General features: G+C 68.6%; 15 protein-coding genes. 10 read left to right on the forward strand and 5 right to left on the reverse strand.

The window, feature by feature from the left end; all coding sequences use genetic code 11:
• The first annotated feature begins 152 nt into the window (after nt 1-152).
• From IB228_RS04105 to IB228_RS04115, 3 genes are all read left to right on the forward strand, one after another.
• Nucleotides 153-2,372, forward strand: coding sequence for a TonB-dependent receptor (locus tag IB228_RS04105; protein WP_192197628.1), 2,220 nt, complete (start codon nt 153-155; stop codon nt 2,370-2,372).
• Between the two features lie 181 nt (nt 2,373-2,553).
• Nucleotides 2,554-5,910 carry a PAS-domain containing protein gene (locus IB228_RS04110; protein WP_192197629.1) on the forward strand — a complete coding sequence of 1,119 codons (3,357 nt, stop codon included), beginning with the start codon at nt 2,554-2,556 and terminating at the stop codon, nt 5,908-5,910.
• 76 nt (nt 5,911-5,986) lie between these two features.
• Entirely contained in the window at nt 5,987-6,475 is a 489-nt protein-coding gene (locus tag IB228_RS04115) for an 8-oxo-dGTP diphosphatase (RefSeq protein WP_183642292.1), read from the forward strand.
• A 479-nt stretch (nt 6,476-6,954) separates the two neighbouring features.
• On the opposite strand, the gene IB228_RS04120 is transcribed toward IB228_RS04115, so the two are convergent.
• The 3 genes from IB228_RS04120 to IB228_RS04130 all read right to left on the reverse strand — a co-directional run bounded on the left by IB228_RS04120 (nt 6,955) and on the right by IB228_RS04130 (nt 8,995).
• Nucleotides 6,955-7,401 (reverse strand): GNAT family N-acetyltransferase, encoded by a 447-nt coding sequence (locus tag IB228_RS04120; RefSeq protein ID WP_183642289.1) that lies wholly within the window; start codon nt 7,399-7,401, stop codon nt 6,955-6,957.
• Nucleotides 7,402-7,434: 33 nt separating this feature from the next.
• Nucleotides 7,435-8,100 carry a response regulator transcription factor gene (locus IB228_RS04125; protein WP_183642286.1) on the reverse strand — a complete coding sequence of 222 codons (666 nt, stop codon included), beginning with the start codon at nt 8,098-8,100 and terminating at the stop codon, nt 7,435-7,437.
• A 130-nt stretch (nt 8,101-8,230) separates the two neighbouring features.
• Nucleotides 8,231-8,995, reverse strand: a complete 765-nt coding sequence (locus IB228_RS04130) for a 3-hydroxybutyrate dehydrogenase (RefSeq protein ID WP_192197630.1) — start codon at nt 8,993-8,995, stop codon at nt 8,231-8,233.
• 126 nt (nt 8,996-9,121) lie between these two features.
• Here IB228_RS04130 and IB228_RS04135 point away from each other — a divergent pair, with 126 nt between their 5' ends.
• The 7 genes from IB228_RS04135 (at nt 9,122) to IB228_RS04165 (ending at nt 15,293) form a co-directional block, all read left to right on the forward strand.
• Nucleotides 9,122-10,948 (forward strand): D-(-)-3-hydroxybutyrate oligomer hydrolase, encoded by a 1,827-nt coding sequence (locus IB228_RS04135; protein WP_225562218.1) that lies wholly within the window; start codon nt 9,122-9,124, stop codon nt 10,946-10,948.
• A gap of 128 nt (nt 10,949-11,076) precedes the next feature.
• Nucleotides 11,077-11,673, forward strand: coding sequence for a CDP-alcohol phosphatidyltransferase family protein (locus IB228_RS04140; RefSeq protein WP_183644706.1), 597 nt, complete (start codon nt 11,077-11,079; stop codon nt 11,671-11,673).
• A 52-nt stretch (nt 11,674-11,725) separates the two neighbouring features.
• Nucleotides 11,726-13,024 carry a class III poly(R)-hydroxyalkanoic acid synthase subunit PhaE gene (gene phaE, locus IB228_RS04145; protein ID WP_183642280.1) on the forward strand — a complete coding sequence of 433 codons (1,299 nt, stop codon included), beginning with the start codon at nt 11,726-11,728 and terminating at the stop codon, nt 13,022-13,024.
• Entirely contained in the window at nt 13,021-14,088 is a 1,068-nt protein-coding gene (locus IB228_RS04150; RefSeq protein WP_183642277.1) for a class III poly(R)-hydroxyalkanoic acid synthase subunit PhaC, read from the forward strand. Before phaE ends, IB228_RS04150 begins: the two co-directional genes overlap by 4 nt.
• A 161-nt stretch (nt 14,089-14,249) precedes the next feature.
• Entirely contained in the window at nt 14,250-14,582 is a 333-nt protein-coding gene (locus IB228_RS04155; protein WP_183644703.1) for a DUF5329 domain-containing protein, read from the forward strand.
• 40 nt (nt 14,583-14,622) lie between these two features.
• On the forward strand, nt 14,623-14,826 hold the full coding sequence (locus IB228_RS04160; RefSeq protein WP_141453235.1) for a PspC domain-containing protein: 204 nt from the start codon (nt 14,623-14,625) through the stop codon (nt 14,824-14,826).
• A gap of 50 nt (nt 14,827-14,876) precedes the next feature.
• Nucleotides 14,877-15,293: a hypothetical protein gene (locus tag IB228_RS04165; protein WP_225562277.1), complete on the forward strand. Its 417-nt coding sequence runs from the start codon at nt 14,877-14,879 to the stop codon at nt 15,291-15,293.
• 106 nt (nt 15,294-15,399) lie between these two features.
• Here IB228_RS04165 and IB228_RS04170 read toward each other — a convergent pair whose 3' ends face one another.
• Both IB228_RS04170 and IB228_RS04175 read right to left on the reverse strand, forming a co-directional pair.
• Complete coding sequence (locus IB228_RS04170; RefSeq protein ID WP_183642271.1) at nt 15,400-15,912, reverse strand: HupB; 513 nt, start codon at nt 15,910-15,912, stop codon at nt 15,400-15,402.
• Between the two features lie 65 nt (nt 15,913-15,977).
• Nucleotides 15,978-17,195, reverse strand: coding sequence for an FAD-dependent oxidoreductase (locus IB228_RS04175; RefSeq protein ID WP_192197631.1), 1,218 nt, complete (start codon nt 17,193-17,195; stop codon nt 15,978-15,980).
• Between the last annotated feature and the right edge of the window lie 25 nt (nt 17,196-17,220).

A 17,220-nucleotide genomic window follows, 5' to 3' on the forward strand; every position in this document is an offset into this window, starting at 1 on the left:
AATGGCCGGACAGATGGCGGGAGTATCGACAGCGCCCCGGCGGCGGCCCACTGTACGAAGGTACGATGCCGGTCCGTCCGGTCCGCCTCTAGCCTTCTCCAGCATCGGCGACAACCGTCCGCCGCACGCATTCCCGGGAGGAGGGGATATCCATGAAGCGGAAGCATTTGAGCCTGGCGATCGGCACCGTGTTGCTGGCGTCGGCACCCTGCGCGTTCGCGCAGGACACGGGGACAGACAGCGGCCAGGCGGCCAGCCGGGCGACCACCCTGGATTCGGTCACGGTGACCGCGCGCAAGCGCGAGGAAACCCTGCAGGACGTGCCGGTGGCGGTCACCGCGTTCACTTCCGAGAGCCTGGACAAGATGAATGTCCGCGACATCGGCGATCTGGACGCGCAGGTGCCCAACCTGACCATCTACGCGGCGCGCGGTTCGACCAGCACGGTCACCGCCTATATCCGCGGCATCGGCCAGGCCGATCCCCTGTGGGGCGTGGATCCGGGCGTGGGCATCTACCTGGACGACGTCTACATCGCCCGTCCGCAGGGCGCCCTGCTGGACGTGTTCGATGTCGAGCGCATCGAGGTGCTGCGCGGTCCGCAGGGCACCCTGTACGGCAAGAACACCATCGGCGGCGCCATCAAGTACGTCTCGCGCGGCCTGCCGACCGAGACCCAGGGCTTCGCCTCGGTCACCGTCGGCAACTACAACCAGCTCGACGCCAAGGCCGCCATCGGCGGCTCCCTCGGCGGGGCCGACAGCGGGCTGCGCGGACGGGTGGCGGTGGCCAGCATGAACCGCGACGGTTTCGGCGAGAACACCCATACCCGCCAGGATGTCAGCGACAAGGAAATCAATGCCGCGCGCCTGCAACTGGGTGCCTATGCCGGCGACAACTTCGACGTGCAGTTCGCGTTCGACTGGATGGACGATCAGTCGGGCGTGCGCGGCGCCAAGATGCTGGCGGCCAATCCGCTGGCACCGGCGTATCCGCCGACTTCGGATCGCTACGACATCCGCAGCGCGATGCGCAACGTCAACGACACCACCATGAAGGGCGCCTCGGCCACCTTCAACTGGCGGGTCAACGAGGACTGGGCGTTGAAGTACGTCGTGGCCAAGCGCGAGTCCGACACCGAGACCAACATCGACTTCGACACCACGCCGCTGACGCTGGTGGACGTGCGCGCGTTCTACAACGACAGCCAGGTCAGCCACGAAGTACAGGCCAATTACGACGGCGGCGGCCGCGCGCGCGGCGTGATGGGCATCTATGCCTTCGACGGCGACGCCGGCGGCCAGGTGCTCAACCACTTCTGGAACCCGGCCCTGCCGAACGCGCTGACCAACCCGCTGTTCGGCGATACCCAGGGCGTGGTCAATACCCAGAGCATCGCGGTGTACGCGGACTGGACCTTCGACCTGACCGACAGGCTCAAGCTGGACGTGGGCGCGCGCTACACCGACGAGGACAAGCACGCGATCGCGCTGAACCGCTTCTACACCGGGCTGGACTACGGCACGGCCTGGGGCACGGCGGCGAACTTCGACAAGACGGTCAATTTCAAGAACTTCTCACCCAAGGTCTCGCTGGATTACCAGATCACGCCCGACGTCATGATCTACGGCCTGGCCTCGCGCGGATTCAAGTCCGGCGGCTACAACATCCGCGCCAACACCACCGCGGTGCCGCGTTCGGGCGAACCGTTCGACGACGAGAAGGTCGACAGCTTCGAGATCGGCAGCAAGATGTCGCTGCTGGACCAGCGTATGTTCCTCAACCTGGCCTACTTCTACAACAAGTACGAGGACATCCAGCTGTCGGTGTTCACCTCGTACACGTTGCCGAACGGCGCGCAGAGCTTCTTCGGCGACTTCACCAACGCCGGCAAGGGCACGGTGCAGGGCCTGGAAGTGGAGTACCAGTGGCTGCCGACGGTCAACTGGCTGATCAGCGGCAACCTCGCCTGGCTGGACGCCAAGTACGACGAGTACATGGATCGCGGCGTCAACGTCGCCGACCAGCAGAAGTTCACCAACGCCCCGGAATTCTCCGGTGCGCTGAACGTGGAATACCGCACCGATCTGGCCAATGGCGGCAATCTGTCCGCGCGGGTGGGCTATGCCTACCAGAGCGAGGTGTGGCCGACCACCGATCTGAGCCCGTTGATCAGGCAGGACGGCTACGGCCTGCTCAACGCGGGCGTGATCTGGAAGGTCAACGACGCCTGGTCGTTCTCGCTCCAGGGCAGCAACCTGGCGGACAAGGAATACCGCACCACCGGCTACAACATCGGCGCCTACGGCGTGCTGACCGGCTTCTATGGTCCGCCGCGCCAGTACACGCTGACCGCGCGCTACGACTTCTGAGGTCGATGGCGGCAAACGATGGGAAAACGGCGGCGGCAGGCGGAAGCCTGCCGCCGCTGCGTTATGCTCCGCCGATGCCAGCATGTACTCCGCCGCGTCGAGTGTTTTCCGGGATCGTCTTCGATGCCGGCGCGCTTCGCGGCGGAGCCATCGACGGACCGCCGACCGCCCGGGTCGTCACATGCTGAGCCTGTGGGTGGTCGCGCTGGCCGGACTGGCCTGGCTGGCGCTGATGTTCGGCACCGCGCTGTACGGCGAGCGGCGTCCGGCCGTATTCGCCCGCCACTGGCAACATGTCTACGCGCTGTCGCTGGCGGTGCACTGCACCTCGTGGACCTTCTACGGCACCGTCACCCAGGCCGCCCGTTATGGCTGGCCGCTGCCGCCGACCTTCCTCGGCGCCATCCTGTTCTATGCGCTGGCGGTCGCGTTCCTGATGCGGCTGGTGCGGCTGGCGCGCGAGACCAACGCGACCTCGCTGGCGGATCTGATCGCCACCCGGCTGGGCCGCGATGCCTGGCTGGCGGGCACGGTCACCCTGGTCGCCGCGCTGGGCCTGATTCCCTACATCGCGCTGCAATTGAAGGCGGTGGCGATGAGTTTCGCCACGCTCACCCTGGAGGCCGGCGAGGCGGGCCAGGCGTTGCCGTTCTGGCGCGACAGTGGTCTGTACGTGGCGCTGGCGATGGCGCTGTTCGCGATGCTGTTCGGCACCCGCCGGGCCAGCGCGGCCGAGCACAATCGCGGGCTGGTGCTGGCGATGGCGTTCGAGTCGATCTTCAAGCTGGCGGCGATGCTGGCGCTCGGCGCCTTCGTCTGGTTCGGCCTGCGCGAATGGCCGGAGCTGCCGCCTGCGCCGTTGCCGCCGCAGCCGTCCGGCGGGTTCGCGCCGTTCGTATTGCTGGGCGCGCTGGCGATGTTCATCCTGCCGCACCAGTTCCACGTGGCGGTGGTCGAATGCCGCGACGAGCGACACGTGCGCACCGCGCGCTGGCTGTTTCCGCTGTACCTGGTGCTGATCGCGCTGCCCGGACTGCCGCTGGCGCAGGCCGGCATGGCGCTGCTGGGTGGCGCGGTACCGTCGGACATGTACGCGCTGGCGCTGCCGTTCTCGCAGGGCCACGAGGGACTGGCGCTGTTCGCTTTCCTCGGCGGACTGAGCGCGGCCACCGGCATGGTGGTGGTCAGCACGCTGACCCTCAGCCTGATGATCGGCAATCACTGGTTCGCGCCCGGCCTGTTGCGCGGCGCCTGGTCGCGCCGCGATGGTGGCGACCAGCGTGGTGCGCTGCTCGCCCTGCGTCGCACCGGCATCGCCGTGATCATGCTGCTGTCGTGGGCCTACAGCCGGCTGGTAACCGGCAGCGACGCACTGGCCGACGTCGGCGCGGTGTCGTTCTCGGCGCTGGCCACGCTGGCGCCGGTGCTGGCGTTCGCGGTGTGGCGCCCGCAGACGCCGCCGCGCGCGGCGATCGCCGGCGTGGTCGCCGGTTTCCTGGCCTGGGCCTGGGTGCTGTTGCTGCCGACCCTGCTGTTGGCGTCCGGCAGCGCACCCGAGTGGCTGCGGGAAGGGCCGTTCGGGCAAGCCTGGCTGTCGCCGCAAGGCATGTTCGGCCTGACCGGCTGGAGTCCGCTGGGACGCGCGGTGGGCGTGAGCCTGTTCGTCGGCACGGTCGCCACCCTGCTGGCGATGGCGTGGCGTCGGGAGGCGCCGCACCAGCGCCAGCGCAACCTGGATCGGCAGACGCTGGGCGAAGCAGGGCGGCGTTTCCTCCCGCGCGAGCGGGTGGAGGAACTGCTGGCGGGCGCGCCACGCAACGGACCGGTGCCGGCGGCGATGGAGGCGCGGCTGGAACGCGAACTGTCGGCGGTGCTGGGTTCTGCGTCGGCGCGCCTGCTGCTGGACGCGGCGCGGCGCGAGAGCCGGGATCTGGATACCGTCGCGGCCATCGTCGGCGAGGCCTCGCAGGATCTGCGCTTCAACCAGCAGGTGCTGGAGGCCGCATTGCACAACATGAGCCAGGGCATCAGCGTGGTCGATCGCGAGCAGCGGCTGGTGGCGTGGAACCGCCGCTACGAGCAGATGTTCGGATTCCCGCAAGAGCTGCTGCAGGTCGGCCGGCCGATCGCCGACCTGACCCGCTGGGCGTTGCAACGCATGCCGCACCGCGGCCAGGACGAACGCGCGCTGCAGCGGCGCATCGCGTTCATGCGCGCCGGCACGCCGCACCTGACCGAGCGGGTGTTCCCCGATGGCAGCATCGTCGAAATCCGAGGCAATCCGATGCCCGGCGGCGGCTTCGTCGCCACCTACACCGACGTCACCGCCTCGCGCCACGCCGAACGCGATCTCAAGCGCGCCAACGAGACCCTGGAACAGCGCGTGGCCGAGCGCACCGCGCTGCTGGAAACCGCCAAGCGCGAAGCTGAGCACGCCAACGACGCCAAGAGCCGATTCCTCACCGCGATCGGCCACGACCTGCTGCAACCGCTGCATGCCGCCCACCTGTTCACCGACGCGCTCGCGCAGCAGTTGCCCGACGACGGCGCGCGCCAGTCGGCGCGACAGATCCGCGGCGCGCTGGATTCCACCACCGATCTGCTGACCGGCCTGCTCGACATGTCGCGGCTGGAAGCCGGCGGCCTGGTGCCGGAGCCGCGCGATTTTCCGTTGTCCGAGGTACTGGAACCGCTGGCGTCGGAATTCGGCGTGCTGGCCGCCGAACACGGCCTGCGTTTCCGTTACCGGCCAACGCGCCTCTGGGTGCACAGCGATCCGCAGTTGCTGCGGCGGATCCTGCAGAATTTCCTTGCCAACGCCATCCGCTATACCGCCCAGGGCGGTGTGCTGCTGGGCGTGCGCCGCGGCGCGCGCGGACGCTTGCGGATCGAGGTGCTCGATACCGGTCCCGGCATCCGCGAGCCGGAGCGGCGATTGATCTTCGACGAATTCCGGCGCGGCGAGGAGGCGGTCGGGCAGGGACTCGGGCTGGGCCTGTCCATCGCCGATCGCATTGCCGGCCTGCTGGAAGCGCCGCTGGGCTTGCGCAGTCGGCCGGGACGCGGGTCCGCGTTAACCGTCGAGCTGCCCATGGTCGCGACGCCGGCCACGGCGCAGGTGTCGGCGGGCGTGTCGCGCGCCCGTCTGGCCGGCCTGCGCGTGCTGGCGGTGGACAATGATCCGGCCGCGCTCGACGCGCTCCGCCAGACCCTGCTGGGATGGGGCTGCGAGGTCGCCTGTGCCGCCGATGGTCCGGCCGCGGAGGCGCAACTGGCGCGTGCGCCGGCTGATGCGTGGCTGTTCGACTTCCACCTGGACGCAGGCGACACCGGCGTGGCGCTATGGCGGCGCTTGTCGGCACGCTTCGAGGCGAGTCCCTGCCTGATCCTGTCCGCCGACCAGACCGACGCCGTCCGCCGCGCGGTGCGCGAAGCAGATCTGTCGCTGCTGGCGAAACCGGTGCGCCCGCTGGCGCTGAAGTCGGTGCTGGACCGCCTGCTGGCGGCGCGTGCGGGCAGCGTGGCCGGCGTGTCGTGAGCCTTGTTTCTCCGCTTGACCGGGAGCGTGGCGGCGCGCGCGGCTAGAATGGCGGTTTTCCGACCCACCTCCCGCCATGCCGTATACCCCCATCGTCGCCACGCTCGGTTATGTCCTGTCGCCGGATCGCTCGCAGGTATTGCTCATCCATCGCAATGCGCGGCTCGACGATCAGCATCTGGGCAAGTACAACGGTCTGGGCGGCAAGATCGAGCCGGACGAGGACGTGGTCGCCGGCATGCGCCGCGAGATCCGCGAGGAGGCCGGCATCGAATGCGATGAGCTGGCGCTGCGCGGCACCATCAGCTGGCCGGGCTTCGGCAAGCAGGGCGAGGACTGGCTGGGCTTCGTGTTCCTGATCACCGCGTATTCGGGGACGCCGCACGAGCACAATCCGGAAGGCGCGCTGGAATGGGTGCCGGTGGAGCGGATCCTGGATCTGCCGCTGTGGGACGGCGACCGCCATTTCCTGCCGCTGGTATTCGACGCGGATCCGCGTGGGTTCCACGGGGTGATGCCGTATCGCGAGGGCCGCATGGTGTCCTGGCAGTACTCGCGCATCTGACCACGCGCCGGCGCGTCATCCGCATTACGCGGAAAGATGCGGCGAGGTTGTCCACATCCGGTGTGGACCGATTCCGGAGAAACATGTGGATAAGCGCCGGCCGGCCTTGCGCGGCAAGGCTGTCAAGCAGGTTGGCGAAAAAATGACCATTGCGTTTCACGTCCGTGAAACGAATGTTTCAGGTTTTCCACAGCGCATGTGGATGGTTCGCGGACAAACATGTGGATAAGCCCGCGCGGCCCTTGCGCCACGGACCTGTCAAGATGGATGGCGAAAAAATGACCAGGCCGGGACCGGGGCGTGACACCGGATCGCACCCAATGGATTCCAGCGTTCGCGGGAATGCCGAGGCAGGTGTTGCTACCAACGTGGAAGAAGGGATCTCCGACTGAACCGAATCCTGACTCCGGCGACGCAATCCCCAATCCCAATCCCCAATCCCCAATCCCCAATCCCGGCCCCAATCCCGGCCCCAAAGCCTACGGTGCCTGGAGATCCCGTCGATAGACGTGCTGGCTCTTGATGCGGATGAACCCCTGGCGTTCGTAGAATGGATGCGACTCCGCGCGGACCACGTTGGAGCGCACGACCAGTCGCGCTCCGCCCTGCTGGCGGACCCAGTCCGCGACCACGGCGACCAGTGCCGAGCCGACGCCGCCACGATGGGCATCACGATCCACCACCAGCCCCGTGATTTCGAAGCTGTCGCCGGCCTCCAGCGACAGGCGCCGTTCGGCGACGATCCAGCCAAGCAGGCCAGGCCCGTCAGCGACCACCCGGATAAAGTGATCCTGGCGCGGCAGCAAGCACCGCAACCGTTCCATCATCACGGGTGCATCGACGGGATAGCCCAGCTGCCCCGACAGGCGGGCAATCTCGGTGGCATCGTCGATCGTGGCGGCGCGTGGTGCGGAAGCGGCGTTCATGCGTGCATCCGGGGCTGGCACGCCATCATCGTCTCACGCCTCGAGTTGGCGGGCGGGGTCGCTGAGTTCCAGTTCACGCAGGATCACGCTGGCCTGGGTGCGGTTGCGCACGCCCAGGCGATCGAAGATCGCCGACAGGTGCGCCTTGACCGTCCGCTCCTGCACGTCCAGGCGATCGGCGATCTGCTTGTTCAACAGGCCTTCGGCCACCAGCGTCAGCACCCGGAACTGCTGCGGCGACAGGCTGGCCAGGCGCGCGGCCAGTTCGGCGTCGTGGCGCGAGGACTGCGCGCGTGCGACGGTGGCGCGCAGCGCAGGCGGCAGCCATTGCTCGCAGGCAAGCACGCTGCGGATGGCATCGCGCAGTTCCTCCAGCCCCGCGCTCTTGGGCAGGTAGCCGGCGGCGCCGTGGTCCAGCGCGCGCCGGACGACCCGTGGGTCATCGTTGGCCGACACCACGATCACCGCGACCGCGGGAAACTGCGCGCGGATCGCCGCCAGCCCGGCCAGCCCGTGGTTGCCGGGCATGTGCAGATCGAGCAACACCAGATCCACGTCGTCATGCGCGTCCAGCGCCGCCAGCACGCCGTCCAGCGATTCGGCCTCCAGCACCGACATCCGCGCCACGGCATCGGCCGCCGCGCCGCGCAGCGCGGCCCGGAACAGCGGATGGTCGTCGGCGATCAGCAGGGTAGGCATGGGGTTGAGGCCGGGATTCGGGAATGGAGAATCGGGAATCGTAGAAGCGTTTGGCCACGAGCGCGGAAACAAGGCGAACGGAGCTCTTCGCTCTTTCGATTCCCCAATCCCGACTCCCGAATCCCGGTTCTCACTGCACCGTCCAGCCGCCGTCCACGACCAGGGTCTGGCCGGTCATGTTGCGGGCGGCGGGGGAGCACAGGAAGGCGGTGATGCCGGCCAGTTCGTCCATTTCGATGAACACGCCCTTGGGCATCGGCTTGAGCATGATCTGGCTGACCACTTCGGCTTCCGGAATGCCGCGCGTGCGCGCCTGGTCGGCGATCTGCTTGTCCACCAGCGGGGTCTTCACGTAGCTGGGGCAGACCGTGTTGATGGTGATGTCGGTGTCGGCGGTTTCCAGCGCGATCACCTTGGAGAAGCCGACCAGGCCGTGCTTGGCGGCGACGTAGGCGCTCTTGTACGGGCTGGCGACCAGCGCGTGGATGCTGCCGATGTTGACGATGCGGCCGAATCCGCGCTGGCGCATGCCCGGCAGGACCGCGCGGGTCAGCCGCGCGACGCCGACCAGCATCACCTGGATCAGGAAATCCCATTTGCCCAGCGGAAATTCCTCCAGCGGCGAGACATGCTGCAGGCCCGCGTTGTTGACCAGCACATCGACCGGCCGGGAGATCGCGGCCAGCGCGGCGGCGACGCTGTCGTCGGAGGTCACGTCCAGCGCCACCGACTCGGCCGAACCGCCGGCGGCGCGGATGCCGGCGGCGACGGTCTCGGCGGCGGCCGGGTCCAGATCGCTGATGATGAGGTGGTGGCCGGCTTCGGCCAGCCGGCTGGCGACGCCGGCGCCGATGCCGCTGGCCGCGCCGGTGACGAGGATCGAAAGGGTCTGCATGGGGGAACCTCCTGAAAGTGCTAGGTTAGCAGCCGATGGCGGCGGTCCCCGTGGTACCAAAGTACGATGACGGGCCGCACCGCGACGACTAGTTTGGTCGCATCACCCGGACCTGGAATTCTCCCGATGGCGCGTATCGCTCTGGCCGCCGCCCTGACCATGGCGCTGGCCGCCTGCGGCAGTTCCCCGACCCGAACCATGACCCACGAGACCGTGATCGAACCGCAGCGCGTCACCGAGCACCGCGGCAGCGACGATCTGCTGACCGCCGGCCTGGGCCTGGCCGGCCTGCGGGCGATGACCCCGCCGGCCTTCGCCGACGCCGCTCATCCGACCCCGGCGGAACTGCGCCGGCGCGCACTCTGGAACAACTGGCGCGGCATCGCCGATCTGTCCGCCACCGGCGGTTACGGCGAGGTCTACGGCAGCACCGCCGCGGTGCCCGGACGCGAGTACAGCGCGTTGGCGACACTGCCCGGCGCGAAGCAGCCGCATCGCGTACTGGTGCAGGTGCCCGATGGTTTCGATCTGAAGCGGCGCTGCGTGGTGGTCACCGCCTCGTCGGGTTCGCGCGGCGTCTACGGCGCCATCGCGGTGGCCGGCGCCTGGGGCCTGCCGAAGGGCTGCGCGGTCGCCTACACCGACAAGGGCGCCGGTACCGACTATTTCGATCTGGACACGCAGAGCGGCATGCGCGAGGACGGCAGCGGCGGCGCGCTGGGCGAACCGCTGGCGTTCGTCCCCGATGCCCCGGTCGGCGCCGCGGGCGTGGCGGTCAAGCACGCCCATTCGCAGGACAATCCCGAGGCCGATTGGGGGCGGCATGTGAAGCAGGCCGCGGACTTCGCCCTGGCCGCGCTGGATCGCGCGTTTCCGCAGGCCGCGCCGTTCCGTTTCGACAATACCCGGGTGATCGCGGTCGGCATCTCCAATGGCGGCGGTGCGGTGCTGCGCGCCGCCGAACTGGACGGCGACTGGCTGGACGCGGTGGTGGCCGGCGAGCCCAACATCCACACGGACGGTCCCGGCGCACGTTCGCTGTACGACTACACCACCGAAGCGGCGCTGCTGATGCCGTGCGCATTGCTCGCGCTGCCGGCCGACAGCCTGCCGCAACCGCCGCTGCGCGCGCAGGCCGAACCGCTGTGGCAGGCGCGCTGCGCCTCGCTGAAGGCGGCCGGCCTGATCGAAGGCGCCGACGTGGCCGCGCAGGCACGCTCGGCCCATGCGAAGCTGCGCGAACACGGCTGGACCGACTCCGCACTGACCGCCGGCGCGCTGAGCGTGGGTTTCGATCTATGGCGCGCAATCGCGGTCACCTACGCCTCCGCCTATGGGCGCCATGGCGTCGGCGCGCATCCCTGCGGATTCTCCTTCGCGGCGTTGAATCCCGATTTCAGCGCGCGCGCCGCCACCGCCAGCGAGCGCGCGGCGTGGTGGTCCGACGGCAGCGGGATTCCACCGGGTGCCGGCGTGGGCATCGTCGACACCCGCCTGGCCGCGCCCGATTTCACCCTGCCGGGCCTGCAATGCCTGCGCGCGCTCAACGACGGCCAGGACGAGGCGGCACGGCGCGTGCAGCGCGGTATCGCCGAACTGCGCGCGGCGCCGCCGCGCGCGGGACTGCCGGTGATCGTGGTGCACGGCAGCGACGACGGCCTGGTACCGCCAGCCTTCAGCAGCGCGCCCTACGTGGCGCAGGCGAAGGCGGCCGGCCGCGAGGTGGCGTACTGGCAGGTCAGCAACACACAGCATTTCGACGGGTTCCTGGCGCTGCCGGCGTATGCGGCCCGCTATGCGCCGCTGCTGCCGCACGTGTATGCCGCGCTGGATCAGGTGTCGGCGCGGTTGGACGGGCGGGCGGGCGCGCCCATGGACCGGGTCATCGGGGCTCGTGGCCGCGGTGCCGGTCGGCTCGACGCCGCGCAATTGGCGCTGCCGTCGTCGCCCTGACATCGGGCGTCCGCGACTCCGCCCGGTTCCGGCGGGGCGCGACGATGGCCAGGACACCGTCTCCAGCGCGATTGGGCTAACCTGTCGGCTGGCCATTTCCGGGTGTTTCCGTGTCCCGCCATTTTTCGATGCTTCGCGATTTCCAGCTTGCGGACTGGTTCACGCTGGGCAACGCGTTCTGCGGCACCGGTGCGATCTTCGCGGCGATGCGCTTCCTCCAGGACGGGGTGATCCGCGATCTGATGATCGGCATGGCGCTGATTCCTCTGGCTTTCATTTTCGATGCCCTGGACGGCCGGGTGGCGCGCTGGCGCAAGCAGGCGTCGGTGCTGGGGCGCGAACTGGATTCGCTGGCCGACGTGATTTCCTTCGGCGTCGCCCCGGCCGCGCTCGCTTACGCCTGCGGCATGCAGGGCGGCTGGGACTGGCTGGTGCTGTCGTATTTCGTCGCCTGCGGCGTCAGCCGGCTGGCGCGCTACAACGTCACTGCCGAGTCACTGGCGGGTGACGACGACAAGGTGAAGTACTTCGAAGGCACGCCGATTCCGACCAGCCTGGTGCTGGTGATGGTGCTGGCGGTGGCGGCCTATCTGGGCCACATCGGCGAGGCGCTGTGGCTCGGCGGCTGGCGGTTGGGGCCGTGGCTGCTGCATCCGCTGGTGCTGCTGTATGCCGTGTCCGGCACGCTGATGATCAGCAAGACCCTGCGCATCCCCAAGCCCTGACCGTCACCCGCGCGTCGCCGCGCGCGGCTAGAATCGGGGCACAGGAGGATTTATGGCCGAGCATGCACCACCGGGCGCGGGCGACTTCGAAGCGATGGCCCGCCAGTTCTGGAATCTGTGGGGCGACGCCCTGCGACAGGCTTCCGGCGCGGCCGCGCCGGCACCGGCGCCCGGCTGGACGCAGGCGCTGGACTGGTGGAGCCGGCTGATGCCCGGCGGCCGAGGTCCGGCCGAGGATGCCTTGCACCGGTTCCGCCAGCAGAGCGGCGACTGGTACGGGCTCATGCAGCAGGTGGCCGCGCGGTTCGCGGGCCAGAACGCCGGTGCCGGCGACGTGACCGCGGCCTGGAAGCAGGCGTTGGGCATGGATGCCGGGCAGGGGCCATGGATGGATTTCTTCCGTGGCCTGCAGGGCGGCGGGGCGGGCGGGTTCGAACACTGGTACCGGCAGGTTTCGCCGTACATGGACAACCTGCGCCGCGAGAACGAGCGCTGGCTGCATCTGCCCGCGTTCGGACCCGCGCGTGAACACCAGGAGCGCTGGCAGGCGCTGGCGCAGGCCCAGCAGGACTACCAGCAGGCCCTCGGCGAATACGAGCGGGTGATGCTGAAGGTCGCGGGGCTGGCGTTCGAACGGTTCGAATCGCTGCTCGATGCGCGTGCCGAGCCCGGCCAGCAGATCACCAGCGCGCGTGCCCTGTTCGACCTGTGGATCGACGCCGCCGAACAGGCCTATGCGGAAGTGGCGCTGTCACCGGAATTCCGCCACGTCTATGGCCACCTCACCAACACCCAGATGCGCCTGCGCCTGGGCGTGCAGACGGAAATCGAGCAGATCTGCGTGGCCCTGGGCATGCCCGGCCGCACCGAGGTGGATTCGGCGCACCGCAAGATCGCCGAACTCGAACGCCAATTGCGCCGGATGAGCCGCCGGGACGACGCGCTGGATCCGCGCGACGCCGCGCAGCCCGCGCGCCGGCAGGCATCGCGTGCCGGCGGTGAAGGACGCCGAGGACAGGATGCCCCGGCCGCGCGCGCGACGCGTCCGGCGAAACCGCGTGGCGATGCGAAACCTGCCAGCGTCCCGCGGGCGGCAACCGCGACGGCCGCGAAGATCTCCCGCACCGCCGCCGGCACGAAGCCGGCCAAGGCGGTGAAGCCAGCGAAACCGGCGAAGCCGTCCGGCACCGCAAAGGCGGCAAAGTCGGCGGAGAAGGCTCCGGTCCGTTCCGCGCGTGGCGGTGACGGCGAAGTGGTGTCGATGAAGGACTGGGTGGCGCGCAACGCCCATGACGGCGGCGCCACCGCCGGACGCGGCAAGGGCAAGCGCGGGCAGGGAGGACGCAAGTGAACGGTCCCCTGAACATCAGCGTCGACGAACTCGCGCAGGAAACGTTGCAGGCGCAGCAGAAGCTCGCCGCCGGGTTGAAGACCCTGCCGCAGGTGGAGGATGTCGACTACGGCGCCACCCCGCGCCAGGAAATCTGGCGTGACGGCCGCGCGGTGCTGTACCGGTTCGTCGGTCCCAAGGCGCCCACCGCGAAAGTGCCGCTGCTGATCGTCTACGCGCTGGTCAACCGTCCCTACATGGTCGATCTCCAGGAGGATCGCTCGCTGGTGAAGGGATTGCTGGCGCTGGGCGAAGACGTCTACGTGCTGGACTGGGGCTATCCGGATCGTTCGGACCGCTTCCTGACCCTGGGCGACTACATCAACCGCTTCATCGACGGCGCGGTGGAGCACCTGTGCCGGCAGCACGGCCTCCCGGCAATCAACGTGCTGGGCATCTGCCAGGGCGGCGCGTTCTCGCTGTGCTATTCGGCGTTGCATCCGGAGCGGGTGCGCAACCTGATCACCATGGTGACGCCGGTGGATTTCCACACCCCGGACAACATGCTCTCGCACTGGACCCGCGAGATGGACGTGGATCTGTTCGTCGATGCGATCGGCAACGTGCCGGCCGACATGATGAACGCCTGCTACCTGATGCTGAAGCCGTTCCGGTTGAACCTGCAGAAGTACGTCGGCCTGGTCGACGTACTGGACGATCGCAAGGGCCTGGAGGATTTCCTGCGGATGGAGAAGTGGATCTTCGATTCACCGGATCTGGCCGGCGAGGCGTTCCGCCAGTTCATCAAGCAGTTCTACCAGGGCAACGGCTTCGTCAATGGCGGCATCGATATCGATGGCGAGGAAGTGCATCTGGGCGACGTCGACATGCCGGTGCTGAACATCTACGCCGAACAGGATCACCTGGTGCCGCCGAACGCGTCGCGCGCGCTGCGGGATCTGGTCGGCACCGAGGACTATACGGAACTGAGTTTCAAGGGTGGCCACATCGGCATCTACGTCTCCAGCCGCGCGCAGCGCGAGGTGCCCGGCGCGATCCACCAGTGGCTGGCGCAGCGCACGTAAGTACGAGGCGGGGGCCGCTGGCGGCCGCATGCCGCCCGCGGTTGCGGCCGGTTAACCGACGGTCGCTTAGGCTGCGCGGCCTGGACTGAGTGCGGGACATCAACATGCGCAAGGGCATTCTTCTTTCATTCGTGTGCGGCATCGGCCTGGCCTCGCAGGCAATGACCGTGTTGGCGGCGCCTGGCGAGCAGGCCCGGCGCGAGATCATCCAGTTGATGGATGGACTGTCCAACTCCGCGTGCGAGTTCCAGCGCAACGGCAAGTGGTATGGACGGGCCGACGCGCGCGCGCACCTGCAGCGCAAGTACGAGTACCTGCTGAAGCGGGATCTGGTCGACACCGCCGAACAGTTCATCGAGCGCGCCGCCAGCAAGAGCAGCATGAGCGGACGCGCCTACCGGGTGCGGTGTCCCGGCCAGCCCGAGGCCGACGCGGGCGCCTGGTTCCTGGCACGGTTGAAGGCGCTGCGTGGTTCAGGTGCGCCGCCGCGCTGAGCGCTAGACTGGCCGCGACGACTGTGGGGAGCCGATCACCATGAACACCGCGTCCAAGCCATTGGCCCGGTCCCTGAACGACCGCATGCTCGCCGGCGTGATGGGCGGCATCGCGCACCGGTTCGGCTGGAATGCCACGCTGCTGCGCGCCGTGTTCGTGATTGTCTCGATCGCCTCGGCCGCGTTCCCCGGCATCCTGGTCTATCTCATCCTGTGGCTGCTGATGCCCAACGAGGCGGATTGAACGAGCGGGCGCGAACGCCCGTCTGGCTGCCCGCGTTGCGCGGGCTGGGCATGCTCTGGGCCTTGCCGAACACGCTGGTCGGCCTGCTGGCGGGGAGCCTGGGACTGGCGTTCGGCGCGCGCGCGCGCTGGAGCCGGCGTGACTGCGCGCTGGTGTTCCACCACTGGCCGTGGGGGCCGGGTGGCGCGATCACTTTCGGCAACACCATCCTGCATACCGGCGACAGCCTCGATTCCACCTGCATCACCTACGAGCAGCGCGCCGGCCATCGCGAACATCCGCCGATCAGGCTGGGCGATCACGAACGCGCGCACGTGTTCCAGTACATGGTGCTGGGGCCACTGTTCCTGCCAATCTACCTGCTGTGCGGCGGGGTCAGCGTGCGCAATCCGTTCGAACGCGCCGCCGACCGCTACGCGCTGACCGGTCGCGGCTGGTGGCCGGGCGGAGAAGCCGCGAAGCGATAGTTCCCCACGCAGGTTCGGGTGGTCGCGGCTTCCTGCGGGAATGCGAAGAGGCCGGTATCGCGATGCGGCGAACGGACGCTCCTTGCCGTTCCCGGGGCGAACGCATTCAATCCCCGCGGGTATGTCCATTCGAATGGCGGGTGGTTTTCTTCGCGGCCTTGCGGGGACTTTTCCGCGCGGATTTGCGTGCCGTTTTCTTCGCCGTCTTGCGGGTGGACTTCCTTGCCGCCTTCTTGGCCACCTTCCGGGCCGCTTTCCTGGTGCCCTTGCGAGGTGCTTTCTTGGCCGCTTTTTTTGTGGTTTTCCCAGCCGCCTTGCGTGCGGTCTTCTTCGCAGCCTTCTTCGTGGCCTTCTTTGCCGACTTCTTTGTGGCTTTCTTCTTCGTGGCTTTCTTCGCGGCCTTGCGAGGCGCCTTCCGCGTGGTTTTCTTTGCGACCTTCCTGGTGGTCTTGCGGGCGCTCTTCTTTTTCGCGCCTCCGCCTTCCTGCTTGTTGACCGTGGCCCAGGCGATACGCTCGGCGTCCTCTTCGGAACGACCCTGCTCGCGCTCGCTTTCCTCGATGTGCTCGGCCTTGCGCTTCTGCCGATCGCTGTAGGCGCTCTTCTCTCCACGTGGCATTGGAATGCTCCGGGATGGGAGGTTCGAACCTACGCGCGGTGGCGTCGTCGCCGGATGAAATCGGATCAGGATCGCGCGAGGCGGGCAAAGGAGAACAACTCCGCCAGCGGATGCCGACGCCGTTCGATGGCGGCCAGCAGCAGGTCGGCGCCAATCCGGCTGTAGGTAATGCCGTTTCCGCCGTAGGCCATCGCGAAATGCACGCGCGGGCCGTACTGCGGATGCGGGCCGAAAAACGGCAGGCCGTCCTCGGTTTCGGCGAAGGTGCCCGCCCAGGCGAAAGCGGGCGCGCATTGCAGATGCGGCAGCAGTTTGCCTAGCTTGTGGCTGAGCGCGCGCGCCTTCTTCATCACCCGTGCATCCCGGCGCGCCGGGATGTCGATGCGATCGTCCTCGCCGCCGACGATGAGCCGGTGATCCGGCGTCGTGCGCAGGTACAGGTAGGGACGGGCGGTTTCCCACAGCACGGTGTGTTCGAGAAAGCCAAGGGCCTCGGGCGCGATCGGATCGCTGACGAAGGCGTAGCTGCTGTGGTTGCGCGCCACGCGCTCGCGCAGCCACTGCTGAGCCGCATAGCCGGTGGCGAGGATGGCGTGGCGGGCACGCACCCAGCCGCCATGCCCGGTCCGCAGCCGGACCGAGCGTGCCTGCGGCTGGAGCTCGACGATCGGAGTGTGCCCGTGGACGCTGGCGCCGCGTGCCTGCAGGCGCTGGAGCAGGCGATGGGCCATGCGGTAGGGATCCACACGGGCGGCCTGATGGCTCAGCAGTGCGCCGGGCCGCGATATCCCGAACCGTTCGGCCAGCGCACCCGAACCCAGATAGTCGATCCGAAGGCCCAACCGATGCCTGGCCGCGGCTTCCTGCGCCAATCCGTCGCACTCCCGCCGCCGGGTCGCCAAGTACAGGCTGTCCGTCCACGCGAACCCGACGTCGCGGAGCCCGGCGGCCAGGCCGCGCAGCTGATCCAGCGCCTGCGCGCAGGCCAGATAGGCCAGGGCGGCGTCCTGCGCGCCCACCCGATTCGCGAGATCGAGCAGAGGGGTGTCGATTTCGTACTGGAGCAGGGCGGTGCTGGCGGCGGTGCTGCCCCAGCCGATTTCGCCCTGCTCGATGACCGCGACCTCATGCCCGGCCGCCTGCAGGTGATCGGCGATCAGCGCGCCGGTGATGCCGCCTCCGATGACCGCGACCTCGCAGGCGAGATTGCCGGCCAGCGCGGGAAAGGGAGACAGCAGGCCATTCTTGATGGCCCAGTAGGGATAACCGCTCTTCAGGTCCATCGCGAAGGGGATGCCGGCACCACCT

This window comes from Pseudoxanthomonas sp. PXM04, from assembly GCF_014851695.1.
Lineage (GTDB): Bacteria > Pseudomonadota > Gammaproteobacteria > Xanthomonadales > Xanthomonadaceae > Pseudoxanthomonas_A > Pseudoxanthomonas_A beigongshangi.